This is a genomic window from Variovorax sp. EL159, from assembly GCF_900100965.1.
Lineage (GTDB): Bacteria > Pseudomonadota > Gammaproteobacteria > Burkholderiales > Burkholderiaceae_C > Variovorax.
Genome location: NZ_FMUJ01000003.1, coordinates 793,299 through 819,370 on the forward strand (window position 1 = coordinate 793,299; position 26,072 = coordinate 819,370).

General features: G+C 64.2%; 21 protein-coding genes. 1 reads left to right on the forward strand and 20 read right to left on the reverse strand.

What is annotated here, in order from left to right; genetic code table 11:
* Positions 1-411, forward strand: coding sequence for a GFA family protein (locus BLQ28_RS15835; protein ID WP_093241014.1), 411 nt, complete (start codon positions 1-3; stop codon positions 409-411).
* Between the two features lie 10 nt (positions 412-421).
* Here the strand turns inward: BLQ28_RS15835 and BLQ28_RS15840 are convergent, their stop codons facing one another.
* From BLQ28_RS15840 to tssH, 20 genes are all read right to left on the reverse strand, one after another.
* Positions 422-979, reverse strand: coding sequence for a GNAT family N-acetyltransferase (locus BLQ28_RS15840; RefSeq protein ID WP_218121936.1), 558 nt, complete (start codon positions 977-979; stop codon positions 422-424).
* On the reverse strand, positions 966-1,418 hold the full coding sequence (locus tag BLQ28_RS15845; protein WP_093241017.1) for a DUF3574 domain-containing protein: 453 nt from the start codon (positions 1,416-1,418) through the stop codon (positions 966-968). Before BLQ28_RS15845 ends, BLQ28_RS15840 begins: the two co-directional genes overlap by 14 nt.
* Before the next feature lie 25 nt (positions 1,419-1,443).
* Positions 1,444-2,178, reverse strand: a complete 735-nt coding sequence (locus tag BLQ28_RS15850) for a CatB-related O-acetyltransferase (protein WP_218121937.1) — start codon at positions 2,176-2,178, stop codon at positions 1,444-1,446.
* A 12-nt stretch (positions 2,179-2,190) separates the two neighbouring features.
* Positions 2,191-3,630, reverse strand: a complete 1,440-nt coding sequence (sbcB, locus tag BLQ28_RS15855) for an exodeoxyribonuclease I (protein ID WP_093241019.1) — start codon at positions 3,628-3,630, stop codon at positions 2,191-2,193.
* The gene (cls, locus tag BLQ28_RS15860; RefSeq protein WP_093241022.1) at positions 3,631-5,076 is read right to left on the reverse strand and encodes a cardiolipin synthase; all 1,446 of its coding nucleotides are present in this window, start codon (positions 5,074-5,076) and stop codon (positions 3,631-3,633) included.
* Positions 5,077-5,189: 113 nt separating this feature from the next.
* Positions 5,190-7,511: an ATP-dependent Clp protease ATP-binding subunit ClpA gene (clpA, locus tag BLQ28_RS15865; protein WP_093241025.1), complete on the reverse strand. Its 2,322-nt coding sequence runs from the start codon at positions 7,509-7,511 to the stop codon at positions 5,190-5,192.
* 67 nt (positions 7,512-7,578) lie between these two features.
* Complete coding sequence (gene clpS, locus BLQ28_RS15870; protein WP_093241028.1) at positions 7,579-7,938, reverse strand: ATP-dependent Clp protease adapter ClpS; 360 nt, start codon at positions 7,936-7,938, stop codon at positions 7,579-7,581.
* Between the two features lie 136 nt (positions 7,939-8,074).
* Positions 8,075-8,707, reverse strand: a complete 633-nt coding sequence (locus tag BLQ28_RS15875) for a hypothetical protein (RefSeq protein ID WP_093241031.1) — start codon at positions 8,705-8,707, stop codon at positions 8,075-8,077.
* Positions 8,704-9,747: a type VI secretion system protein TssA gene (locus BLQ28_RS15880; RefSeq protein WP_256327315.1), complete on the reverse strand. Its 1,044-nt coding sequence runs from the start codon at positions 9,745-9,747 to the stop codon at positions 8,704-8,706. Before BLQ28_RS15880 ends, BLQ28_RS15875 begins: the two co-directional genes overlap by 4 nt.
* A 25-nt stretch (positions 9,748-9,772) precedes the next feature.
* On the reverse strand, positions 9,773-10,909 hold the full coding sequence (gene tssG, locus BLQ28_RS15885) for a type VI secretion system baseplate subunit TssG (RefSeq protein ID WP_093241034.1): 1,137 nt from the start codon (positions 10,907-10,909) through the stop codon (positions 9,773-9,775).
* Positions 10,906-12,021 carry a TagK domain-containing protein gene (locus BLQ28_RS15890; protein ID WP_093241037.1) on the reverse strand — a complete coding sequence of 372 codons (1,116 nt, stop codon included), beginning with the start codon at positions 12,019-12,021 and terminating at the stop codon, positions 10,906-10,908. The genes tssG and BLQ28_RS15890 overlap by 4 nt, the downstream gene beginning before the upstream one ends.
* Entirely contained in the window at positions 12,018-12,755 is a 738-nt protein-coding gene (gene tagF / locus BLQ28_RS15895; protein WP_176801130.1) for a type VI secretion system-associated protein TagF, read from the reverse strand. The genes BLQ28_RS15890 and tagF overlap by 4 nt, the downstream gene beginning before the upstream one ends.
* Before the next feature lie 4 nt (positions 12,756-12,759).
* On the reverse strand, positions 12,760-16,836 hold the full coding sequence (gene tssM / locus BLQ28_RS15900) for a type VI secretion system membrane subunit TssM (RefSeq protein ID WP_093241043.1): 4,077 nt from the start codon (positions 16,834-16,836) through the stop codon (positions 12,760-12,762).
* Between the two features lie 20 nt (positions 16,837-16,856).
* Positions 16,857-18,275 (reverse strand): type VI secretion system protein TssL, long form, encoded by a 1,419-nt coding sequence (gene tssL, locus BLQ28_RS15905; protein WP_256327321.1) that lies wholly within the window; start codon positions 18,273-18,275, stop codon positions 16,857-16,859.
* 47 nt (positions 18,276-18,322) lie between these two features.
* Positions 18,323-19,678: a type VI secretion system baseplate subunit TssK gene (gene tssK, locus BLQ28_RS15910; protein ID WP_093241049.1), complete on the reverse strand. Its 1,356-nt coding sequence runs from the start codon at positions 19,676-19,678 to the stop codon at positions 18,323-18,325.
* Between the two features lie 30 nt (positions 19,679-19,708).
* A complete protein-coding gene (tssJ, locus tag BLQ28_RS15915) occupies positions 19,709-20,266 on the reverse strand; it encodes a type VI secretion system lipoprotein TssJ (RefSeq protein WP_093241740.1) in 558 nt (185 codons plus the stop codon).
* Positions 20,267-20,356: 90 nt separating this feature from the next.
* Positions 20,357-20,842 carry an Hcp family type VI secretion system effector gene (locus tag BLQ28_RS15920; protein ID WP_093241052.1) on the reverse strand — a complete coding sequence of 162 codons (486 nt, stop codon included), beginning with the start codon at positions 20,840-20,842 and terminating at the stop codon, positions 20,357-20,359.
* A gap of 125 nt (positions 20,843-20,967) precedes the next feature.
* On the reverse strand, positions 20,968-22,470 hold the full coding sequence (gene tssC / locus BLQ28_RS15925) for a type VI secretion system contractile sheath large subunit (RefSeq protein ID WP_093241055.1): 1,503 nt from the start codon (positions 22,468-22,470) through the stop codon (positions 20,968-20,970).
* Between the two features lie 23 nt (positions 22,471-22,493).
* A complete protein-coding gene (gene tssB, locus BLQ28_RS15930) occupies positions 22,494-23,039 on the reverse strand; it encodes a type VI secretion system contractile sheath small subunit (RefSeq protein WP_093241058.1) in 546 nt (181 codons plus the stop codon).
* A gap of 81 nt (positions 23,040-23,120) precedes the next feature.
* On the reverse strand, positions 23,121-25,823 hold the full coding sequence (gene tssH, locus BLQ28_RS15935) for a type VI secretion system ATPase TssH (RefSeq protein WP_093241061.1): 2,703 nt from the start codon (positions 25,821-25,823) through the stop codon (positions 23,121-23,123).
* Positions 25,824-26,072 lie beyond the last annotated feature (249 nt).

Sequence of the window (26,072 nt, forward strand, 5' to 3'; positions counted from 1 at the left end):
ATGAAAGTCCAAGGCGCCTGTCACTGCGGCGAGATCAGGTACGAAGCCGAAGTCGACCCGGAAAAGGTCGGGCTGTGCAACTGCACCGACTGCCAGGTGCTCTCGGGCACCGCCTATCGCGTGTCGGTGACGGTGCCGGCCTCCAGCTTCCGCCTCCTGAGCGGCATGCCGAGAACCTATGTGAAGACGGCGGACAGCGGTGCGCGCCGGCGGCAGAGCTTCTGCGGGAACTGCGGCACACCGATCCACGCCAGCGCGGACAGCGATGCCCCGACCAGCTATTCGCTGCGCATCGGCCCCCTGGCGCAGCGCGCGCTGCTGCCTCCACGCCGACGGATATGGTGCCGCTCGGCACTGGCATGGTCGGAAGACCTGAGTGGGTTGCCGGCCGTCGATACGCAACCGGCCTGAACTCTCCGGATCAAGATCCGGGTGCTTCGAGGTCGCACCACATGTGGACCTTCGCCAGCAAGGCATCGCCGACCGCGATGGCCAGAGGCTCGGTGCCGAAGACGCGAAAGCCGCAGTCCTCATAGAGTTTCTGCGCCGCTTCATTGCCTTCGGTGACGGTGAGTTGCACGAGCCTCAGGTGACCGCGCGCGCGTGCGTGGTCGAGCAAGGCCAGCACCAGTCGCCTGCCAAAACCGGCACGGCGCGCCGAGGCCGTCACCGACATGCCGAACAGCGTGGCCTTGTGGCTCGTTCGCTGCCGCGTCTCGAAACTCAGGCCAGCCGCGCCGACCAGCGCGCCGCAGTCGTCGAAGGCACCGTAGACGATGCTCTCGCCGCCGTCGTCGGCTCCCAGGCGCTGCATCCACCAGCTCAGCGGCAAGGCAGCGCGTTCTTCCACCGTGGAGGTGAAGGCGCTGGGGTGCGTGGCGTAGGCATCGAGCATCACGGCGCGATAGGCCTGCGTGTCGGCCGCGTTCAACTGGCGGACGATGTCGCGATCTTGCGGCGAAGCCTCAGAAGCGGACACAGACGGCCTGTCTTTCCTGCAACACGGCTTCCTGCGCGAAGCGCTGACGGTAGGTCCCGACGATGGTCGCGATGGCGGCGTCGTCCTTCTCGCTGCGCGAATGCAGCAGCACGACCAGCTTGGAGCGCTCGCGTACCACCTCGCCCGACACGCCGCGCCACTGGCCGGCGGCATCGATCACCGTCAGGCCCTGCGGAAAGGCCGGCGTCACAGTGGCATCGAGGAACGCCGTCCACTCGGCATCCGACACCTGACCACCCGAGGGAATGGCCCGGCCGAAAAACAGCGTGTCGCGCTCGAAGGGTTCGAAGCCGCTGGCGCAGGCCTTGGCACCACCGGGCGCCGATGGCGGCAAGGCACCGCATCCGGCCAGCGCCACGGCCACCAAGGCAGCCGCCCACGCGGTGCGGGCAAGAGACGGGATGCCTGTTGTCTTCATGCGAAAAAACCTCCGTGCGTCGTCGTCAACCAGGCAGAAAGATCAGCGGCGCGGGTTGCCCCTCGGCGGGCGGCTCACCGCGATCGAGCAGGCGCCAGCCGGGATTCCAGCGCGACAGGCTGCCCGCGGCAACTGCCGCCTCCAGCGTCGACTGCGCCACCTCCGGATGCTGCCAGTCGAGCGCCAGCGTGCGCAGGTCCCAGTCCCACCAGGGGCAGGCGCGGATTCGTTCGACGAGCGCATCGGGAAAGCGCTGGCGGATCACCCGGGCCGGCACGCCGCCCACGACGGTGAAGGGCGCCACGTCGCGCGTCACCACCGCGCCCGCGCCGATCACTGCACCGTCGCCGATGGTGATGCCGCTCTTGAGGCTCACCCGCGAGCCGATCCACACGTCATTGCCGATGGTCACCGGCGAATGCGACGGAAACTGGCCGACGGACTGGTGCCGGTAGGGTTCCGGAAAATTCGGCGCATAGGCCAGCATGTGTGTCGTGAACCAGTCGGCGGGATGGTCCGACAGGGTCTGCACGCCATCGCCGATGGAGCAATAGCGCCCCATGTGCACGTCGACGAGCAGCGCGCCGGGCGAGATGCTCGAATACGCGCCCACGGCGCACCGGCCGTGCATCTGCACGGCATGCCAGACGCGCAGCGGCGTCTCGAAGCGGAACGGCATCGGCAGCAGCGAGCCTTCCGAAATGAAGAGCCCGTAGCTTTCAAGGCCCTTCGAGAGTTCGGCGTTGATCGTCAGGCTCATGGGGTGCGCCTGTCAGGCCTCGGGCGCGATGGCCTCGGCGTATTCGTAGAGCGCGCCGAGGATCTCTTCCCCGCGCTCGTCGGCGTTCTCGGAGAGCGCGTCGACCTCGCTGAACAGCATCTCGATGGTGCGCGCCCCGCCCTCGCCCTTGAAGAGCTTTGCGACGCGCAGGGCTTCCCAGCGCTCGGTTTCGTCCTCGCTCAGCAGCTCGGGCCAGTTGCGCGCGCGGTAGCGGAACAGGATCTCGTCGAGCCGGCCGTCGTCGAAGCCGGTGCGGTCCTTGGCGAGTTCTTCCGGCGACAACGCGCGCAGCTGGTTCAGGCGGCGCCGGTCGGCGTTGCCGACGAAGCCGCCGTAGAGGTCTTCGTCGACGTCGGGCGTGGCCTCTTTCGGCCGTGCATACACCTTCGACCAGATGGCGCTCATGTCGGGCAGGTCGCGTGCGATGGCGGCATGGCGCATGGCCGTGTCGAGATCGACGCCCCAGCGCTCGGCCATGGCCGGTGCCAGCGTGCGCAGGTTGCCCACCACCATCGGCGACTTGTTGAGGTGAATGCCCTTCACGGGCAACCGCACCATGCCTTCAGGCAGATCGGCGGTGCGGGTGAACATGCGAAGGCGCAGCGTGTCGGCATCGATGTCGCGCAGCTCGCTCGGGTCGTGAGACAAATCCCAGGCGAGCAGTTCGTTCTTGTTGGTCGGATGGCTCGCGAGCGGCCACATCACGGCCAGGCAGCCGCGCTCGGCCGGGAACATGCCCGAGACGTGCAGGAAGGGCTTGGCGGTTTCGCGCGTCGCGGGCAGGCCGAGTTCGCTGGCCACGCGGTCCTTGCGGTGCAGGCCGAAGGCGAAATCGAACAGCTTGGGCTGCTTGTCGCGGATGAGCCGGGCCAGCGCGATGGTGGCCCGCACGTCCGACAGCGCATCGTGCGCCGACTCGTGCAAGAGGCCGTTGGCGCGCGCCAGGTCTTCGAGCTTGAAGCTGGGCTTGCCGTCTTCCTTCTTCGGCCATTCGATGCCGTCGGGGCGCAGCGCATACGTGAGGCGCACCACGTCGAGCAGGTCCCAGCGGCCGCAGTCGTTCTGCCACTCGCGCGCATAGGGGTCGATCAGGTTGCGCCAGAACATGAAGCGCGTGACCTCGTCGTCGAAGCGGATGGTGTTGTAGCCCACGCCGATGGTGCCGGGCTGCGAGAAGGCCTGCTCGATCTGCGCGGCGAACGCGTGCTCGGGAATGCCGCGCTCCAGGCACACCTGCGGCGTGATGCCGGTGATGAGGCAGGCTTCGGGGCTGGGCAGGTAGTCTGGCGCGGGCTTGCAATAGACCATGAGCGGCTCGCCGACTTCGTTCAACTCGGCGTCGGTGCGGATGGCGGCGAACTGCGAGGGCCGGTCGCGGCGCGGCACGGCGCCGAAGGTTTCGTAGTCGTGCCAGAGAAAGGTGTGGTTCATTCAGAGCAAGGGTGAAAACAGGCGCGCAACGGAATCGCCGAGGCGGCGCCAGAAACTTTGGGGCCGATGGGCACGCACGGCGCCGGAACTGTGCAGGTCGGTCTCGAACTGCGCCGCCAGCGGCCGGGCCAAGGCCGGACCATAGACCACGGCGCAGACCTCGAAGTTGAGCCGGAAGCTGCGGTTGTCGAAATTCGCGGTGCCGATCATCGCGCAATGGTCGTCGACCACCAAGGTCTTGGAGTGCAGCATGCGCGCCTTGTACTCCCAGACCTTCACGCCGGCAGCGATCAGCTCGTCGAAGTAAGAGCGCGCGGCGGCGCTCACCACGGCCGAGTCGCTGCGGCGCGGCACCAGCAGGCGCACGTCGACACCGCGCAGCGCGGCACTGGTCAGCGCCATCAGCGCAGGCTCGCCAGGCACGAAGTACGGCGTGGTGAGCCAGGCGCGGGTCGTGGCCGAATGGATCGCCTCGACGTGCATGCGGTGGATGGCCTCGAGCGTGTTGTCGGGACCGCTGGTGACGATCTGCACGGGGATGTCGCCGGCCTCCAGCTGCGGCAGCATGGCGTCCATGGTGTCGTCCATGCCGCGCGAGTCTTCGCCGGTGGCGTAGGTCCAGTCTTCGAGAAAAGTGGTCTGCAGCCAGCGCACCGCGCTGCCTTCGATGCGCAGGTGCACGTCGTGGTAGGCCTCGGGGTTGGTGCGCTTGTCTTCCTCGTCGGTGATGTTCACGCCGCCGGTGAAGCCCACGCGGCCGTCGCACACCACGATCTTGCGGTGGGTGCGGTAGTTGGTCACGGGCCTAAGGCGGCGGCCGATCTTGGTGTCGTGAAAGAGCGCGACCTTCACGCCGGCGGCGTGCATCGGCGCCATGAACTCGCGGCCGATGCGCTTGGAGCCCAGTGCGTCGATCAGCAGGCGCACGGTCACGCCCTCTTTCGCACGCTCGATCAGCAGGTCGCGCAGCGCAGTGCCGATCTTGTCGGGCTCGAAGATGTAGTACTCGAGGTGAATGTGGTTGCGCGCCGCGCGTACGGCCTCGAAGATCGCGTCGAAGGTGCGCGCTCCGCCCGACAGCAGCTCGACGCCGACCGCGCTCGATACCGGCAGCCCGCAGGTCGCAGTGCCCAGCCGCGCCATCTGCTGCAGGGCCGGTGGCGCGCTTTGCGCCACATCGCGCAGCCGCGCAAGGTCAGCCTGGGCGTAGGCGCTGGCGCGGTTGCGCAGCCGCTTGAGCCGCTGCTTGCGCAAGCGCTGCGGCCCGAGGAAGTAATAGATGACGAAGCCCGCGAACGGCAGCAGCGCCAGCGACAGGATCCAGCTCATGGTGGACACCGGCGCGCGCTTTTGCATCACGATCCAGACCGACAGCACGGCGATGTAGCCGCTCCACGCCAGGGAGAGGCCGGTTTTCCATTCGTGACTGAGTTCGGGGAGGATCAAGGCGAAGAACGCTGTGTGGTTTCGACCGGCCCAAAGAAAAAGGCCGGCAGCGCGATGCTACCGGCCTTTGGAGGCGGTTCCGCGGCCTCATCGGCCACGGAATGCCCGGTTTCTCAACCTGCGGCTGCTTCTTCAGCCTCTGGCTTGGACTTGCCTTCCTTCTTGGGAAGAGGCTGGATGTCCAGCAGCACTTCGTCCTTGTCGTCGAGGTCGACTTCGAGGCGGCCACCGTCGGTCAGGCGACCGAACAGCAGCTCGTCGGCCAGTGCACGACGGATCGTGTCCTGGATCAGGCGCTGCATCGGCCGTGCGCCCATCAGCGGATCGAAGCCCTTCTTGGCCAGGTGCTTGCGCAGCTTGTCGCTGAAGGTGACTTCGACCTTCTTCTCGGCCAGTTGCGTTTCGAGCTGCAGCAGGAACTTGTCGACCACGCGCAGGATGATGTTTTCATCGAGCGCCTTGAAGTTGACGATGGCATCCAGCCGGTTGCGGAATTCAGGCGAGAACAGACGCTTGATGTCGCCCATTTCGTCGCCCGCCTGGCGCGGGTTGGTGAAGCCGATGGTCGCCTTGTTCATGGTCTCGGCACCCGCATTCGTCGTCATGATGATGATGACGTTGCGGAAGTCGGCCTTGCGCCCGTTGTTGTCGGTCAGCGTGCCATGGTCCATCACCTGCAGCAACACGTTGAAGATGTCCGGGTGCGCCTTCTCGATTTCGTCGAGCAGCAGCACCGAGTGCGGCTTCTTCGTGACGGCCTCGGTCAGCAGACCGCCCTGGTCGAAACCGACGTAGCCCGGAGGCGCGCCGATCAGGCGGCTCACCGCGTGACGCTCCATGTACTCCGACATGTCGAAGCGGATCAGCTCGATGCCCATGATGTAGGCGAGCTGCTTCGCGGCTTCGGTCTTGCCGACGCCCGTGGGGCCGGAGAACAGGAACGAGCCGATCGGCTTGTCGCCCTTGCCCAGGCCCGAACGCGCCATCTTGACCGCGGAGGCCAGCACTTCGAGTGCCTTGTCCTGGCCGAACACCACGCTCTTGAGGTCGCGCTCGATGGTCTGCAGCTTGCCGCGGTCGTCGTTGCTGACGTTGGCCGGGGGAATGCGCGCGATCTTCGCGACGATGTCCTCGACCTCGGCCTTGCTGATGGTCTTCTTGCGCTTGCTCGGCGGCAGGATGCGCTGGGCGGCACCGGCTTCGTCGATGACGTCGATCGCCTTGTCGGGCAGATGGCGGTCATTGATGTACTTGGCGCTCAGCTCGGCGGCGGCCTGCAGGGCAGCCACGGCGTACTTCACGCCATGGTGTTCCTCGAAGCGCGACTTCAGGCCCTTCAGGATGTCGACGGTTTCCTGCACCGTCGGCTCGACCACGTCGACCTTCTGGAAGCGACGCGACAGGGCCGCGTCTTTTTCGAAGATGCCGCGGTACTCGGTGAAGGTGGTCGCGCCGATGCACTTGAGCTGGCCGCTCGAGAGCGCCGGCTTGAGCAGGTTCGACGCATCGAGCGTGCCGCCCGAGGCAGCGCCCGCGCCGATCAGCGTGTGGATTTCGTCGATGAACAAAATCGCGTTCGGCTTGTCCTTGAGCGACTTGAGCACACCCTTCAGGCGCTGCTCGAAATCGCCGCGGTACTTGGTGCCGGCCAGCAATGCGCCCATATCGAGCGAGTAGACCTGCGCCTCGGCGAGGATCTCGGGCACGTCGTTCTGCGTGATGCGCCAGGCCAGGCCCTCGGCGATCGCGGTCTTGCCGACACCGGCTTCGCCCACGAGCAGCGGGTTGTTCTTGCGCCGGCGGCACAGGATCTGGATGACGCGCTCGACCTCGTATTCACGGCCGATCAGCGGATCGATCTTGCCGTCCTTGGCGAGCTGGTTGAGGTTCTGCGTGAACTGCTCGAGCGGCGAAGTCTTCTCGTTGCGCTCGCCACCGCCCTCTTCGCCTTCGCCCGAGGGGGCTTCACCGCTGCCCTTGACGGCTTCCGGCGGATCGCTCTTCTTGATGCCGTGGGCGATGAAGTTCACCACGTCGAGGCGGGTCACGCCCTGCTGGTGGAGGTAGTACACCGCGTGCGAGTCCTTCTCGCCGAAGATCGCGACCAGCACGTTGGCGCCGGTGACTTCCTTCTTGCCGTTGCCGGTGGACTGCACATGCATGATGGCGCGCTGGATCACGCGCTGGAAACCCAGCGTGGGCTGGGTGTCGACATCGTCGGAACCCGCCACCTGCGGCGTGTTGTCCTTGATGAAGTTGGTGAGCGACGCCCGCAGGTCGTCGACGTTCGCCGAGCAGGCGCGCAGAACTTCCGCGGCGCTCGGGTTGTCCAGCAAAGCGAGCAACAGATGCTCCACGGTGATGAACTCGTGGCGCTGCTGCCGGGCCTCGACAAAGGCCATGTGCAAGCTGACTTCCAGTTCCTGGGCAATCATGTGATTTCCTTTTGCCTTGCTGTAAATAAGTTCTCAGATGGGTTGGAGCTTGCGCAATTCAACTGGTTCATGCAACAGGCTCGCTGACACATTGCAGCGGATGCCCGGCCTGCTGCGCAGCCTCCATCACCTGGTTGACCTTGGTGGCCGCCATGTCGCGGGAATAAACCCCACAGACGCCTCGGCCATCGAGGTGAATCTTGAGCATGATCTGGGTCGCGGTTTCGCGGTCTTTGCTGAAATATTCCTGCAGCACGACGATCACGAACTCCATCGGCGTGTAGTCGTCGTTCAGCATCACCACCTGGTACATCTGGGGCGGCGCAGTTTTCTGCGGCCGGCGCTCCAGGACGACCGAATCTCCGTCATCCCCGCCCGGTTTCTGCGCCGGAGGGGTGCTGGGGGTCTTGGGAATTCTCGTTGCCATGAAAAAGATTCTATAGAGCGTGCAAGCACCGTGCCGACGCCAGCAGACTTGGTGGCGCGTATTCGACAAATCAAGGGGCTTGCGTCGTGTGCGCCAGCCCAGTTGGCATAAAAAAACCGGCAGGCTGCCGGTCTTTTCAGATATTGCGCAGGACCGGCCCTTTGGGTGCCGGCAATTTTCGACCCGAGAGCCTGTTCGGCGTCGGTAAATCGGGTGGCAAGGCGTCGATTTCTTCGTCGCTGAGTTCGCGCTCCGGGACCTGCGTCATGTATACCGGCACGGGCTGAGGCCGTGGGGTCTCCGACGGCTCCGGCGAGTGAGACGGCGGTGGCGCCGGTATCGGCCTTGGAACGAACGCACGCTCGGGCATCGGAGCTGACCGCTTTGGTGCAGTGGCAACAACGGGCACTGGCGCCTTGCCCGGCCGCTGCGGCGAGCCAGACAGCAGTGCGCGCCACTCCGCCTGCCTCAGCTCGTCCTGCTCGGACTGCCAGCGTTGCTGCTCGCGAAGCTGCTCCTTCCAGCGCTCGGCTTGTTGCCGCACCACGATTTCAAGCTCGAGCCGGATGTTTTGCTGGATCCATTGCGGCACGCACAGCAAGGCCTGTTGCCAATCCCGATTCGCCTTCTCCCGGGCCAGCTCGAAGGCATGGCTCTGTGCCTCGAGTTCCGCTTGACGGCTGTGCGAATAGGCCCAGGCACCCAGCACTGCCCCCAGGACACCGACAACAAGACAGACGATCAGGAAGCCGAGGTGGGCTTCCGTCATCGCGACAGCTCTCCCTCGGCATCCCATTTGCGCAACAGGTCCAGGGGAATCGCATCGGCGACTTCTGCGAAGCGCTTGCCGACCATGCGCTCCGCCTGCCTGAGTAGCACTGCTACCGGGCTGCTCGGCTCGTGGTCTTCGAACCACTCGCGCGCAGTGCGAATGCTTCTTTGAATGTCGTCGCGCGTGGTAGTGCCGGCCGACCTCGCAGGAAGCAGGCCTCGGGTCGCTTCACCCGCCGAATCAGCCCCGGCCACGATGATCGGCACGACCGGATCGAACGGTTTCAACAATCGCAGGAGCGCCTGCAGCGGAGGCGCATCGTGCCCGAGGTGACTCGCAGCCCAGCCGCCGATCCATTGTGCGGACTGCGACGCCTCCGCCAGCAGGCGCACCGCAGCGGTCGCGTCGCTCTCTGCCTCGCAGTGCAGTTCGGCCAGTTGCTGCGCCACCGATTCGGGGCTGGGTGCATCGGCAGGACGAGGCACCGTCCATGCACGCTCGACCTCGCGCACGGTCAGGTGCCTGGCCGCATTGGCGGCCACGACGATCTCGCGCACGTCGCCCAGCAAGCCTTCGGGATCGGCCAGCGCCGCCAGGGCATTGGCGCGCACGGCCGGATCGCGCTCTCCCTCGACCACCAGCTGCGGATGAACCGCGTCAGGCCAGGTCTGCAGTACGTCGGCCAGCAACGCCAGGGACTGGGCCAGCCCCGCTGCCTGCGCAAGTCTGGTGCGGGCCCTGCACAGCCAGACAAGCAGGTTGATGTCGCGGGTTCGCAGCAACAGGCGCCGGCAGTCTCGCTCGATCTCTGCCCAGTTGGGCATTTCCGGGGTGCCGACGAACTGGCCATATTGCGCGTCGCCGCGCGGAGACATGCGGGAAAGCAGCACTGCGTATTCGGCGTCGTATTCGAGGCTGGGGCCACAGGGCTCGGCAACGCTGATAGGCTGCAGCCGATCTGGCCCCATCTCGTTCAGGTCGGTGGAATAAGGAGCTGGCGAAACGGATGGCACGGAGGGAGTGAAAGCGAGGGTCATGAATAGATGGGCTCAACAGAGCAGATCAAGCGTCGTTGCGATAGCGCGAACCGATGTATTGCTCGGGCTCGAACACCATTCCGACGGTGTAGTCGACGGCGTGCGCGGAGGTACGATCCGACGGGCTGGAATGCTGAACCGCGCCCTCGGAGCCCCCCAGCCAGGTGGACCAGCCCAGCTTTTCGGTGTCATCGAGCCGGGCCGGCGGCGTGCTGTCGTTGCGCACGCGCAGCTCGACCTCCCACACGAACTCGTAGCCGACAAAGCCGCGAACCCATTCGATCAGCAACGGCAGGTCGCGCCCTTGCGGCGTGAAGCGCAGGTACTGGTCGAGACTGAGCGGCCCGAGCACGAGCCGAAACTTGTTCTGCCGATCGGCCACAACCTCCCCCGCGATGGCCCCGACTCCCATGACGCTGGAGGTGCGCGCCTGGCCCAGATGGCTCTGGTCTTCTTCATCGATGCGAATCCAGTGCAGCACGAACTCCTGCAACTGCACGGGCACCGCAAAGAAGCGCGCCAGGGTCGCGGCCAATCCGTCCGGGTTGCGAGCCTCTCGCCCCAGATGCGTGGAGGCTGCCAGGCGGGCGTGCGCAGGCAACACGGAATCGCGGATTTCCAGCGGGTCGTGTCCGGTCAGGCGAGCGATGTAGCGGCTGAAGGCCTCGTCCTCGGCGCGATCGAGCCCCGCCGCAGCTTGGCTCTGGGCCCACGCCCGGTACATGTGGGTGAGATAGCGGTGATGGAACAGGTCCAGGAAGTTGGCGAGCGTGCTGTCGTTGTGGTTCTCCGCCCGCTCGCGCACCAGTTCCGTGTAGTGCAAGGGAAGCGGACCGTTCGGCCCGAGCAGCCCCAGGCCGAAGACCCGAACCAATGGAAGCGCGGGGTTGTTGCCGGTTCTCGGATTGGGACTTCCCAGAACCCGCGGGGCAACCTCCCCGGGCAAGACGACGTCGGCAATTTCGCGTGGGGCGAAAACCAGTGCCGCCGCTTGCCCCAGACGGAACGGCTCCTGCTGCGGTCGGCTGGCGAGTCCGATGGACGGTTGCTGCGGGTGCGAAGCGCCAAAGCGCCTCAGCAGCGCAAGAAAACCGAACTTCCATGGCGCCTGGCGCAGCCGTCCGAGCATGGACTGCAGATCGCCCCTCGTGTCTGGCTTCATCGAGCCGCGGCCTCGCCGTCTTTGTCTTCGTCGCTGGGTCGGGCCCCGCCCATGTGAATGTGGCTGTCTGGAGAAAGCGCGTGGTGCTCCCGTCGCGTCAGGCTCGGCAATGCGGTTTTTGTGTCGCGCGCCAGTTCTGGCGCGAACAAGCTCAGGACATCTTCGGGCTGCTCGGTATCGAGCACCGCCGACCGTGCGAGCGGCTCGAAGCCATCAATGATCCGGTCGATGCCCTCGCGAGGCTGCAGGATGTCGCGAAGCAAGGGATAGGTCTCGGCCTGCTTGCTCAGCTCGTCCAATGTGGGCGCGGGCTCGGCACCGAATGCCAGAAAGCCGTCCCAGTCGGTTCGGCCTGCGAGTTGGCCCGGGTCCTGGACGACGCGGACAAACTCGTCATGCAGTTCATCGATCAGGCCTGCGGAATGGCCCTGTTCCGGGAAAGCGCGCGGAGCTGGCGGGGCCAAAGGCGCACTCGCCGATTTCGGAATCTCGCCGAGCAACTCGGCCAGAACATCCGCGGTGGAACGAGACTTTGCGCTTGCCATGCCCAGCACACCGAAAGGATCGTCCAGGGCATCTGTTCGGGATTCGGAACTGGCGTGGTCGTCGGTGCTGACGGCCAGGTCGCGCAAGTCGAAGGAAGGCGGATCGTGCTCGGCCGACAGCTCTAGCGTTGGGATTCGAGACGCGCCATCCATCGGAACACGGCCTGGCGTCGTACTCGGTTTGGCAGGCCGGCCATGAGCCGCCTCGCCCTTCTTCGAGGTCACCACGAAGCGCAGCAGCCCCAACTCGAGTGTGTCGCCGACCGCAATGGAAACAGCAGTCCCACCCCTGACACGCTCGCCATTGCGCACGCACATCAACGTCTGGCTGTTGTTCGTCAGTTGCCAGGCTTTGGTCCTGTCGTTCCATGCGATACGACACATGTTGGCGACGCGCCACTGCGCGTCGCTCTGGCGTTCGCCGCACAGCTGGAGCGCATCGGCCATGCCCGCACCGATGGCAGGAATCCGCATGGTGCCGTCGCGAACCTCACCGCCGCTGTGGGTGAGCCGGAGGCACAACGGAGTCACCGTGTCGCTGCCAGGGCGCAAGCCCTCGGCGGTCAAGACCCGCCTCCCCAGAGCTTTTGCAGCTTATTGGCCGCACCGATGAAACGCCCTTGAGCGTCTTGCTGCCAGAACGCGCTTTCCGCACGCGGCCCATCCAGGCGCTCGGGCCAATCAGCCCAGGGAAGATAGCGAACGCCATGCAACTGCACGGCCGGATCGTTGAGCGGCGCCTCACCCGCCCAATGATCGAGCGCTGCCTGCATCCGCCAGTGTTGCACCTCGGTCGCGCCCCTTGGGATGCCATCCGTTGGCTGCGGCTGCATCTGCTCGCGCCACAGCGCCCGCACAGTGTGTTCGAGCGCCCGAAGATCGGATGCCCCACGCGCACGCGTGTGGCGCGCCACGGCGCGTGCCAGCCAGAACTGCCAATCCAGCGGCTGCTGGAGCTGTCCCCTGAAATGGGCCTGCACCCAACGCGGGTGCGCCTGTTGGTAGATCACCAAAGGATGGTGCCGTCCTACCTTGTCGATGGATGGCGCGATGACCCCCAGCACGAAACGCTGGCGCGCGAATTCCAGCGTTCCTGGAGGCAGCACGAAGGCCACGGGGATCGCGACCGCCCGCACGGTGGCATCAGCACCGGCGTTTCGGCTTTGCTGCGCGAGCCAGGGCATCCATGCCTCCGACTCGCCGTGACGCATGCCGCTGCGCACGAAGTCCGCATGACCTGGCAGCTTGCCCCAGATGGCGGGTGGCGAAGCGCGCCAGGGCGAGCGCAGTTGCTCCCACATGGCGTCAGGCCGCCCGACCGGGGCAGCGAAAGCCCTTGAGCACATCGCTGCTGAGCGGATTGGGCTGGCTGCCAGAATTGATGTCGATGAGGGCCTTTCGGCCATCGAAGCTGTACTCGACGCTCAGGCGTCCCGGTGTCGCCGTGTTCACGATGCGGCCTCGCTCGAGCAAGCGGAACAATGCCCATGGCCCGTTCGCCAGAAAGGTCGAGGTCGGGCCCGAGATGCGCGGGTTGGCCGTAATTTCAGCCATCGCACCACCGCGCGGCCCCGGCCAGTTGATGTTGAAGGCCTGCACCGGGCCGTGAACGTAGCGCTGGCCCTGGCCATCGATGTCGATGATCAGATCGGTGATGCTGGGTTCGAGCTCCAGCACTCGCAGGTCCATCTTCCAGGCCAGCTTCTTGCCGCCTGCATCGCGAAAGAACAAGTCCCGGATCTGCTGTGCCCGATAGAAGGCGTCGAGGTTGGGGCCGTTCTGGGCCAGCAGCTTGAGCAACTCGCCAAGCAAGGTCGGCCCCTTCGCCACAGGCGCGGATGCCGGCGCTGGTGCAACAGCGTTCACCCCGGGGGCAGCGCCCTCCATGCTTGCCATCGCATGGACTGTGTTCGGGTCCTTGTAGCGCCAGGGACGGACGCTCGTGTCGACGTACGACGCCAAGTGCTTGTTGAAGAACTCGTCAGCAGCCCCGCCCACGGAGAACACCAGCGTGAAGTCTTCGATAGACGCGTCTTGGGCCACCGACGCCAGCGGATAGCGTCCTTCCACGCCTCGCTTGCAAGGCTCGCTGACCTGCATCGCCATCAGGCCCATGATGCGGTCGAGCTGCAATTGCGCCTGGCTGCGCAAGATGCCCGTTGAGCCGAGCACGACCTTGTCGCCGCCGCTCGTGGCCAGCGCTGTCAACACCTCGCGAAATGGCGCCGGGAGTTTGCCGGCCTCCAGTTTCAGGCGTGCACCGACCTCCGTGCCCCCTGGCGGCAGGCTTCCGGCCGCGAGCGCCGTGTCGGCCACGACCAGCACCGTGTAGAACTCGTTGATGAGCCCCGAGATCGATTCGAGCCCCGGCTTGGCACCGGCCGCCCCCACGTTGTCGGCACCGATGTCGGGCTGCCCCGTGACCACCTCGCGCAGGGCCGCGAAGCGGTTGTCGACGATTTGCTTCTCGAGCCGCTCTTCCGCCCGGATGCCGAGGTTGCGGCCAAGCGCACTCGTCTGCTTGTTGAGCTCGTCGCTGGCCTTGTCGAGAAAGCCCTTTTCTTCCTGGGTACGCACGACCAGCGGACGCGACAAGGTAGTCTCGCGCGCTGCGGCACGTGCCAGCCGTGCCAGCGGTGAATCGGGCGCGGCGAACTGCCGCAGCACGCTGAGGTCGAACCCCAGACTCGCGCCCGTGGTTTCACTGCCGCTGACGGTACGAATCGATTCGAGAAACGACTCCCAGTGCTGGGCGTACTCGGCGAGGTACTGGCGTCGAACATCGTCGAGCAAGGGATCGTTCTGCAGCTTGCGAGCCGCCTCGTCCACCAACCGGCTGGCGGCTGGGGCATCGCCAGCAAACCCGACAGCCGCCACACCGCGCCCCATGACCCACGCGTCGTCGTCGAGCGCACGCCCCACGAATTCGGGCAAGCGCTTGTTGAAGACCTCGTGATAACCGTCGTAAGTGAAAAGACCAGGCACGCCCTTCTCGAGCGGCAATCCCCCCACACGCGAGAACACGGTTCCGGCCTGCGGTCCGACGGCACGCACCAGCGTGAACTCCTGAGGCGCTTCGGGCAGCATGGCCGCCTTGGCGCGTTCGTAGACACGTTGCGTAGAGGTGTTGCCGTTCAGGAAGTCTTGCACCGAGCGCACCAGCGCATCGTTGGGCAGTGCGGCCGACTGCACCGGCCGCTCGCCGGAGAACAGTTCCGTCACATGCCCGACCATCGATGCGCGTCCACCGAAGGCCGCGGCGCTGTCGGCCTTCTCCCAATCCTTCAGCACCCAGTTGCGCACGTCGCGCGCGCCGCCGTTCAGATAGCGCGCCTTGTCGTGCAGGAGCTTGTAGACGCGCAACGTCTCGTAGGCCGTCTTCGCATCGCCTTCCTTCATGCTTTGCGTCAGCACGGTTTCCATCCGCCGCAGGATGGTCGGCAGCAAGGTGTGGTCCTGCAGGTGGGCGTAGGTCTCCTGCGTCACGTGCAACACGGGAGGCACCGTGTACAGGCCGTAGAGAAAGCTACCGGGCGGGTTGTCGATATCCAGCCCGGAATAACCGGGTAGTTCCCGCGCACCGTTGAGAACCTCGGGCACGCCAGACGATTTGAAGCTTGCGAACAGCGCCCGCACCTGGCCAGCGAGCACATCGGTGCGCTGGCCCACGGTGCTCAGGTACTGGCGGTTGTTGCCGAAGCTCATTGCCAGCGCACCGGCCAGCCACAGGAAGATCACCACGGCCAACGCATGCCCCGTCAGGCGCAGCAGCCGGAACCGGAATTCCCAGCGCAAATTGGGCCGCACCAGATGCGCCTCGGGGATGATGACCTTCGTCATCAGGTCCTGGATGAAGAACCCCTGCTGCCCGCGATTGGGCGCCGTTCTCGGTGGTACGCCATCGCCCGCTGCCGCAATACTGCCGCCGCCTGAGGACAGGCCGAGGCTGCGCTGCAGCCGCTGGAACAAGGTGCCCGGATCGGCTGGCAGGTCCGCATCGGTCTGAGCGCCGCTCGTGAAGTAGACGCCGCGCAATGTGTCGTGCAATTGCGTGCTGTCGAAACGCGAGGCAAGAAATATCTCATCGAGCATCGGAACAAGGGGCACGGCAAGACCAGCCAGTTCTTGCGGCAACGCGAACAGGCGCTTGCGACGGTCGACGTCGAACTCTTCGTTCAATCGCGAACGCAAACCGGCGGCGAGCCGGTCCTTGAGCAAAGCAAGCTGGGCCTCGACTTGCGTGCGCAGGGCTTCACGCTCCTGTGCGGCGGCGCGATTGCTCTTCATGCCCTGGAACGGCAACGTGAATCCCCACGCCTGGGTTCGTCCTTCGCTGGTCAGCGACTGGAAGTACTCGTTGAACCCACGCAGCAGGTCCATCTTGGTGACGATGACGTACACAGGAAAGCGGATGCCCAGTTCCTGGCGCAGATCGGCCAGCCGGTCACGCACCATGCTCGCATGCTCGGAGCGCTCCGCGTCGGCCATGGTCAGAAGCTCTGCGGCATTGAGCGCAACGATCACGCCATTGAGCGGCGCGCGCGTGCGGTGCTTGCGCAGCAGGCCGAGAAAGCCACGCCACTCGATGGGGTCGGTGACGGGATCACTTTCCTGGGTGGTATAGCGGCCAGCGGTGTCGATCAGCACCGCCTCGTTGGTGAACCACCAATCGGTGTGCAGCGTGCCGCCCTCCGACCTGAAGACCATGCTCTTCGATGCGTTGCCCATCTGGCGCGCCAGCGGGAACTGCAGTCCGGCATTGAGCAATGCCGTCGTCTTGCCTGCGCCGGGGCTGCCCAGGATCATGTACCAGGGCAACTCGTAGAGGTAGCGCTTGCCCTCGAAGATGCGACGCAGGCCACCACGACCACGCAATCCCTTCAGCTGTGCCAGGGCGCGCTGGACCGCGGCCGAAAGGGTCTTGAGTTCTTCCTTGCCCGTTTCGTCCTTGCCCGACTCCCGTCCGAAACTCAGGAACCTGGCGAGCAGATCGTCGTTGTTGCGCAGGGCCTGCCACAAGCGGTAGAGCCAATACAGCGCATACACCAGAAGGACCGCGCAAATGATCGTCGCCCGGACCCAGATCGGCGCCAGGGGTTTGGCGGCGCCTATCGCCAGCAACGGCCCCGCATGCCACACCAGCAAGCACAGCGCGGCGACCCCCACCAGGCTGTACGGCCCCGAGACCAACCAGAGAATGCCAAGCACCAGCAATAGCACGATGAACGTGACCCGCACACCGGCCGATGCCAGCGGCCGCGCGCCGTCCAACGCAAGCAACGGGCCGATGAACCAGATCGCCAATGCCAGCAGCACCATGGCCAGGAAGGCCAACATCTGCCTCGAGAAAAGGAACGCGATGAACTGTTTGAAATATTGCATGAGAGCTCCCTGACCTGCCTCTAGCGCCCCGCGACAGGCTGCGACACCTGTTCGGAACCGCTGCCCTCGCCCTGCGTGACGACGATGTCGACCCGGCGATTTCGGGCCCGCCCGGCGGCAGTCGCGCTGTCGGCGATCGGCACCGTGTCGCCACGCCCCTCGGTGCGTACGCGTGAAGGCTCCACGCCCTTGTCGAGCAGCACGGCGGCCGCCGCTGCAGCGCGCTTCTCGCTCAGGACCTGGTTGTTGGGAAACTCACGGGTCTTGATGGGTTGGTTGTCCGAATGGCCGATGACCTGAACGGAACCCGAGACCTGGTTGATCTCGTCAGCCACCTTGCCCAGCACGGGCAGGATCTTCGCGTTCAAGCGCGCCTGGCCCGGCACGAACATGTCGTCCCCCTTGAAGGTGACGGCGCTGCGGCGCTCGTCTTCTTCCACGCTGACCGTGCCCCGGGCGATCTCCGGCGCCAGCAGCTCCTTCAGGCGCAAGGGCTTGACGGGCGGCACCGGCGGTGGCCGCATCTGGCCGATGGCCGCAATGCGTTGCTCCACATCGGCGCTCATCCGAAGAAGCTGGTACTTGTACCAGGCGAACAGGCCAAACAGGATCAGCGCCAGCAACGACCCCGTCACCCACACCGGCACGCTGCGCAGAATGCGGAATTTGCCGGCCCCCACGCCCCGCCAGTGCGGGGAAAGCTCGTGCGGCACATCGCCACGCGCCGTGCCCAACAGGGTGAACAGCCGATGGCGAACCGTCTCCAGTTGCCGTCGCCCATTGGCTGCCGCGCTGAAGCGGCCTTCGAAACCCAGCCCGAGGATCTGGTACATCAGTTCGAGCAGATCCGTGTGCTCTTGCGGGCTGGCAGCCAGCCGGCCGACCAGCAGGAAGAACTTGTCGCCCCCCTTCGTGTCGCCATGGAACTTGGCGGCCAATTGCTGTCCCGCCCAAATACCGGCCTCTCCGCCCTTGCCACCGCCCCACGTGGTGCTGTTGGCAGCCTCGTCGAGCGCGGTGCACAGCGAATAACTCGCGGCCACCACGTGCTCGTGCCGGATCTGCGCACTGCTGCAGATCGACTGAAAGCTCGCCACCTCACGCTCCAGCAGCCGATGGAGTACTTGCACCCCTGCATCGCTGAGCGTTGCAGGCATGTCAGCCAATGCGCGCAAGAGAGGCTGGGCCGCGTGGAGCAAAGGGTTCTGCGCGGCGGTGATCGCCGCCAGGCGTTCTTGCACGGAAGGCTCCGACGCCAGCCGAAAGCCATGCGTCGAATCCTCTGGCGCAAAGCGATCGTCCTGCGGCTCACCGTGAGACTCCGGGCTGCGAGGGCCGTCAGGCGCATCGACGAATTCTTCTTTGTGAAGCATGAAAGCGCTATGAAGATGAATGGGTGGAACGCGGTGAAAGACGGACCGGTCGAGCCATGCACGCAAAGCCGTTCGGGTCGGGAATGAACGCGGTCGTGGGCGGCTCTGGCGAATCACTTTTCGCGTACGCCCCAGAGCTCCATGCGCAGGCCGGGGAACTCTCCCGCCACATGCAATGCAAGCCCCCCGTGCTTCACCATGTGCTCCCACAGAGGGCCACGCGGATCGATCTGGAAGTAGACGAAGCCCGCATTGAATGGAATCTGGCGCGGCGGCACGGGCAGCGTCTGCAGCGGAATACCGGGCAGATGCGAGCGGATGAGTTCGGCGAGTCGATCGCTCGGCCCCACCTTGCAGCGCGCCGGAAATTGATGAGCCAGCTCATCGGGCGGCGTATGAGAGGCCACGGCGAATACCAGACTGGAGAAGCCTTGCAGCTCAGAAGGCTCGACGCTTGCCACACGCACGCCATTGGCACGTTGGGCCAGGGGAATGCTCTGGGCACTGCGCACCAGCACGTCATTGAGCAATGCCTGCACGTCGGCCATCAACTCCCTGAAGGACAGGTATGGATCGAGGTGCTGGTAGGCCGGATGCGACGGAGGTCGGCGCGTGCTGGCGCGCACGAACGTCGCAAGCTCGCCGCTCAAGGTGCGCAATGCGGTGTAGAGCGCTTCTGGCGAAGTTTCCCGCACGCGCAGCCAATGCTCCAGCAGAGGCTCGTAGCGATTGAGAATCTGAAGCAGCAGAAAGTCGGACACTTCGGCCGACTCGCTCGACTTGCCATCGTTGCCGCTCAGTCGCCCCGCCAAGGATTGGGCGCGCAGCCGGCAGAGCCCGTGCAGGTTGGTGATCCAGTCCGTCAGCAGCGGGCTGGCACCGTAGCCGGCAACGGGCGGAATCAGATGAGGGTCGATGGCAATGCTGCCATCGGAACGCAACACCGTGACCTTGGCGAGCGGAAGGCCGATCCAGGCATCGGTGAGCTCGCGCTGCGGCAGCAGGCGCAAGCGCAAGCGGGAGAGCTGCACAGTCTTCGGCCCCTGCCCGACGGAGTTTGCATCGCGCAGTTCGGTGTCGAACACCGAGAAGCGGGCGAGCGATGCCATGGCTGCGGGCACATCTTCGAAAGTCGTTTCTTCGCCGTTGGGCGTGCGGATGGGCACTGCGAGATGAATGACCTGGTCGAGGTGCTCCGGCAGGATCGTGAGTGGCGCAGGCGGCAGGGTCTGGCCCGGCGCGTCGAAAGGAGTGCCGTCGGAGAAGATGCCTGCGGCACTGGCAAGCACGAGCTTGCCCAGGGACAAGGACTCCACATCGATGCTGTAGTGATTGAAGCCCCAATAGAAGGGGCTGAGCGACGCGGCGCGTTTGTGCGCGAGGTGCTCGAGGTAACGCTCCTGCTGTTGAAACAGTTGAGGACGCAGGAAGAGCCCTTCACTCCAGGCGACTTTGTTGTACCAGCTCATGAAATCGATCGTTTGCTTGCGCGCCGTGGGTTATTTGAGAGGGGTGAGCTGGATGCCCTTGGCCTGCAGATCAACCTGCAGCCTGACCTTGTTGGCCGGCATCACCGAGCGGTACCAGGCGACCTCGGGAGCGGGGTCGATCTCCTGGATCGCGCGCCAATCGGCTTGTGCCAGATCGCGATAGCCCGCGACCACGCCGATTGCAGCAAGGTCGGGATGCGACTTGCGGCGAATGGTCTTGACATCGCCCGGCCGGAGAATGAACTCGTCGCGAACGAGCAGATCGCTGCCGATCAATGCCTTGTCGTTACTGGAAAGCGAGAAGTAATCGGCCGATTCAAAAACACCCTCGGACTTGAGCTCATAGATACGCACGAGGATGGGCGCCGCCCTGCCCTTGTCGTCCGGATTGACACTGGCATCCGCAGTAACGGTGATCTCGAGTTTGGTCTGCTCTCTTGGGTACGAGAACTGCGCATGCGAAGACTGCGCGACGGCCCACATGAGCAGAAGGCAGCGTGCCGCGCGAGATGAAAAAATGCGTCGCAAGACGGCAGTCCATCGAAGACCGGACACATCGAAGGCCATGGTGAGCAAGAGTGATGTTTGCTATGGACAAGCGCACCCCATGCCATGCGACGCGCCTTCGCGCATCGCACGGCCCTGGGGCCGGTGAAGTCAGGACTCCTTGTTGCCCTTGATGTCGTAGCCGGCGGTCACCGCACCACCGCTGCCGCCCTGCGCGTTCTGCACCGAGTACTCCTGCTTGATCTTCGAGAACGAGAGGCGCACGCGCTCCTTGACCCGCATCTCGTCGGAGTTCGAGCCGAAGGGCTGGATGGAAGTGATGATCACGTCAGTGAACGTGAACTTCAGGTACTCGAGCGGATTGCCACCCGCCTTACGGACTGTGAGCTTCGCTTCCTGAACATGCTTGCCGGTCAGGCAGTACTTCATCAGGTTGGGGCTCGACCGGTCGACGAAATGGTCGAACTCGAGGTCTTCCACCGTGGCCTTGCCTGCGCCACCGCCCGAGCCGGCGTGCATGGTGGATTCCTGGAAGGCTTTCCAGTTGAAGGCGAGGACCTCGATCTCGTTTTTGTGATCGGTGTCCTGCGATTCACCTTCAATGCCGTTGATCTTCAAAAAAATGTCTTGAGCCATGTTGATTCCCTGAACTTGGTTTTTCGATGTGTGACAGATGTTCGAGCGCTCTTTCTGGCGCTTCGAACGACTTCTTCAGGTGGCGTCTGCGCGCCACTTCCTTGAGCAGCTCACTGCGCTGCCGGTCAGGCTGCTTCCTTGAGAGACGGCAGCTTTGCCACCAGCCGCAACGAAACAGTCAGGCCTTCGAGCTGGAAGTGCGGGCGAAGGAAGAACTTGGCGCTGTAGTAGCCCGGATTGCCTTCGACGTCTTCCACCACGACCTCGGCCGCGGCCAATGGCCTGCGAGCCTTGGTTTCCTGCGATGAGTTGGCGGGGTCTGCATCGACGTAATGCATGATCCATTCGTTGAGCCAACGCTGCATGTCGTCCCGCTCCTTGAACGAGCCGATCTTGTCGCGCACGATGCACTTGAGGTAGTGCGCAAAACGGGTGCTCGCGAACAGGTATGGCAGGCGGGCCGACAGATTGGCATTGGCCGTGGCGTCCGGGTCCATGTACTCCTGCGGCTTCTGCACCGACTGGGCGCCAATGAAGGCGGCATGGTCCGTGTTCTTGCGATGCACCAGGGGAATCAAGCCGGCCTTGGCCAGCTCGGCCTCGCGGCGATCTGAAATTGCGATCTCGGTCGGGCACTTCATGTCGAAGCCGCCGTCGTCGGTCGGGAAGGTGTGGCACGGAAGGTTTTCGACCGTGCCGCCCGACTCCACGCCGCGGATCATGGTGCACCAGCCGTAGAGCTTGAAGCTGCGGTTGATATTGACGGCCATGGCGTACGCCGCGTTGCTCCACACGTAGTTCCGGTGGTCTGCGCCGTCGGTTTCTTCCTCGAAGTCGAACTCGTCGACCGGGTTGGTCTTTGCCCCATAAGGCAGACGCGAGAGGAAGCGCGGCATTGCCAGCCCCACGTAGCGCGAGTCTTCGGTGCTGCGCAGCGAGTTCCACGGCGCGTGCTCGAGGTTCGATGTGATCTTGGCAAGGTCGCGCGGATTCGCGAGTTCCTGCCACGACTCCATGCCGAGCAGCGACGGTGCGGAGCCCGCGATGAAGGGCGCATGCGAAGCCGCTGAGATCTTGGCGATGGCCCCGAGCAGCTCGACGTCAGGTGGCGTGTGATCGAAGTAGTAGTCGGCCACCAGGCAGCCATAAGGCTCGCCGCCCAACTGGCCGTACTCTTCTTCGTAGATGCGCTTGAAGATGGGGCTTTGATCCCACGCGATGCCCTTGTGGCGGCGCAAGGTGCGGCGCACCTCGTCCTTGGACACATCCATGAAGCGGATCTTGAGCTTCTCGTCCGTCTCCGTGTTGTAGACCAGATGATGCATGCCGCGCCATGCCGACTCGACCTTCTGGAAATCGTCCTTGTGCAGCACGAGATTGATCTGCTCGGACAACTTGCGGTCGATCTCCGCAATGATGGCCTCGATGCTGCTGTAGGCATCGTCCGTCATGGTCGCTGCATTGACGAGCGCCTGCTCGGCCAGCGTACGTACAGCTGCCTCGACGGCATCGCGGGCTTCGTCGGTCTTGGGCTTGAACTCCTTGTCCAAAAGGGACGCGAAATCGGAAGGGTTGGTGTACTGCGCCGACTCTGGCGCGTAGCGCACTGGATCGCTGGTGGTGTTCATGGACAGGTTCCTTGCGACGGGTTTCAGGCGGCCGAATCGGCAATGGGGGCCTCGCTGCCGGCAACGGCGCGGGGCTTGGGGGACTGTGCGAGCGACTTCATGAGCGCAGGGTCTTGCAGGAGCTTGTTGACCAGACCTTCGGCACCAGCCTTGCCATCCATGTAGGTCTGGAGATTTGCCAATTGGGTGCGGGCTTCGAGCAAACGACTCAGCGGCTCGACCTTGCGGGCCACGGCGGCCGGCGAGAAGTCTTCGATGCTCTCGAACGTGATGTCGACCATGAGTTGCCCCTGCCCACTCAAGGTGTTGGGCACCGCGAACGCGACACGCGGCTGGATCGCCTTCATGCGTTCGTCGAAGTTGTCGATATCGATGTCGAGGAACTTGCGCTCGGCGACGGGTGGCAAGGCCTGGGTCGGCTTGCCGGAAAGATCGGCCAGCACACCCATGACGAAGGGCAACTCGATCTTTTTCTCCGAGCCATAGATTTCCACGTCGTACTCGATCTGCACGCGTGGCGCCCGATTGCGGGCAATGAACTTCTGACTGCTATTGTTGTTGGTGCTCATGAAAACTCCCTGCTGAAAAAAGCGGCGGAACAAGAGTCGAACCTCAGCGCCAGGACTGGCCAAGCGTGACGACCCGGGGGATCAGGCGTATTCGGTGTCGCAGACGATGGCGTCTCCTCCTTGCAAATCCTGGCTCGCGACGCCTTGGTTTCTTGCATCGACGGACATCCGGGTGATCCTTCGTCGTTGCTGCAAGGCGTCGAGCCACTGGCGCGACAGAACAGGCAACAGGTTCTGTTCGATGAAGCCGATCAGGCGACGAACGCCTGTTTCGTGCCTGCCGGTTCGCTTGATGATGTCGGCCGCCAGCGCGGGCATGTAGACCAGTTCGATGCCGTGTTGCGTCTTCATGCGGTCGACCACGCGATCCAGATGCAATGCAACGATGCGACTCAATGCGCCCTCACCCAGTGGGAGATAGGGAACGACCGACAGACGCCCCAGGAATGCCGCAGGAAAAACCTTTCGCAAGAGCGGTTGCAATTCTTCGCGCAGGACTTCGACTTCAGGCGTCAGCACCGGGTCTTCGCAAAGGCTCGCGATGAGCTCCGAACCTGTATTGCTCGTCAACAGAATCGTGGTGTTGCGAAAGTCGATGTGACGACCCTCGCCATCCTCCATCCAGCCCTTGTCGAACACCTGATAGAAAACTTCGTGGACATCCGGATGGGCCTTTTCGATCTCGTCGAGCAGGATCACGCTGTAAGGCTTGCGGCGCACCGCCTCCGTCAAGACGCCACCCTCGCCATAGCCGACATAGCCGGGCGGTGAGCCTTTCAGTGTCGAGACGGTGTGCGGCTCCTGAAATTCGCTCATGTTGATGGTGATGAGGTTCTGTTCACCGCCATACATGGCCTCCGCAAGTGCCAGTGCGGTTTCGGTCTTGCCTACGCCCGAAGGGCCCACCAGCAGGAATACGCCTACGGGCTTGTTCGGGTCGGCAAGACCGGCGCGTGCGATCTGGACACGCTCCGCAATCGCAGCAAGTGCGTGGCTCTGGCCAATGACGCGCTCATCGAGCGTGGCTTGCAGACTGAAGACTGCCGCGACCTCGTCTTTCATCATGCGGCCGACGGGAATGCCAGTCCAGTCCGCAACGATGGCCGCCACCACGGCTTCGTCGACTTGAGGAAAAATCAGCGGCGCATCTTGCTGGCGCGCAAGAAGACCTTGCTCGAGGGCGATCAGCTGCGTCGAAGGCAATGTGCCTTCGACGCAGCCCGCCTCTCCTCTCTGCCCCCCCTCCTCTGTTCTTGTTGCATGAATCTGGCGAACCATCGCGAGTTCTTCATGCCATCGGATCTCTTGCGCTGCAAGTTCGTTGCTTGCGTTCTCGCGTCGCTCGGTTGCGGTCTCGATGCGTTTCGACCTGACATCGTGGCCCTGGGCAACCCATCGCTCTTGATTCAGCAGCTCGAGCTCCACGTCGAGTGCCGCGATTTGCCGGCGCAGTTGCTCGACCACGGGAGGTGGCGTATGCAGCGACATCGCGACGCGCGCACAGGCTGTATCGAGCAGGCTGATGGCCTTGTCTGGCAACTGGCGCGCAGGAATGTATCGATGCGACAGCGTGACAGCGGCCTGCACGGCTTCGTCCAGAACGGTCACGCCGTGATGCTTGGCAAATGTTGCCACTAGGCCGCGCACCATCTCAATGGCGGAAGCCTCTTCGGGCTCCATGACCTGCAGTGTCTGGAAGCGCCGGGTCAGTGCGGGATCTTTCTCGATATGGCGCTTGTATTCGCTCCACGTGGTTGCTCCCACGGTCCGCAAGGTGCCTCGGGCAAGAGCCGGCTTGAGCAAATTTGCGGCATCGCCCGTACCTGCCTGTCCACCCGCGCCGACCAAGGTGTGCACTTCGTCGATGAAGAGAATGACTGGCTGGATCGACTTGCCCGCTTCTTCGAGAAGTGACTTCAGGCGCGACTCGAACTCGCCCCGCATGCTGGCTCCGGCCAGCAACGCCCCCACGTCGAGACTCAGCAAGCGCGCCTCTTTGAGACTTGGTGGCACTTCGCCATTGGCAATTGCCAGGGCGAGCCCTTCGACCACGGCGGTCTTGCCCACGCCAGCCTCGCCGGTGAGCAAGGGGTTGTTCTGCCGCCTGCGCAACAGGATGTCGACCATCGTGCGAATTTCGTGTTCACGCCCGATCACTGGATCGATCTGCCCATCGCGCGCACGCTCCGTCAGATCGGTGCAGTACCTGGCCAGCGCTGACTTGCGATCGGGCTGATCGGCGATGGCACCACTGGCTTCTCCTGGCAAGGCGGACGGCAGGCCTGAACCGGCGTGCGGCCCTTCCTGGTCTTCGGGAGATCCGGCAATGATCGCGGCGATGGCATCCGTCAGTTGATCTGCGGGAATCCGCTGGAATGCAGGTGAGATGCCGAGCAATACGCGTCGCAGGTCGGGCGTCTGCACCAGGGCAGCAAGCAACCAGGCACCGCGCACGCAACGGTCGTTGAATTCAAGGCTGGACAACACCCAGGCGCGCTCGATCGCCAACTCGACGTGATGCGAAAAATCGACCAATGACGTGGCACCTGAGGGCAATCCGGACAGAGCGGCAGTCAGGTCTTTTTCGATGACCTGCGAATCGATCTGGTAATGGCGGCAGACGCGATGCAGATCGCTGTCGCTGAGTTGCCAGAGCTGATGAATCCAGTGAGTCAATTCGACGTATGGATTGCCACGCAATCTGGCAAAGGCTGTCGCGGATTCGATGCCGCGAAACAGAGTGAGATCAAGCTTGCCGAACAACGCCCGTCGGGAGATCGTCATGGGGCGATCCAGAGCTCGGCATGCAATGCCATTTGTTCAATGGCATTGCATGCGACGCCCACCCACATCGCGCCACTCTCTGCGATTTTCTTGCCCACTCCAACACTCCCCGTGCTTTATGAATGCGCGATTCTGGGGGCCATGCACGGGCATGCGACAAGCACAGTTTCTACCAATAGTTACCCCTAAAAAGCAGGCGATTGAAGCGTGCAATTTGCCCAATGCAGCCTGTTTTGTCTTTTACTAAAG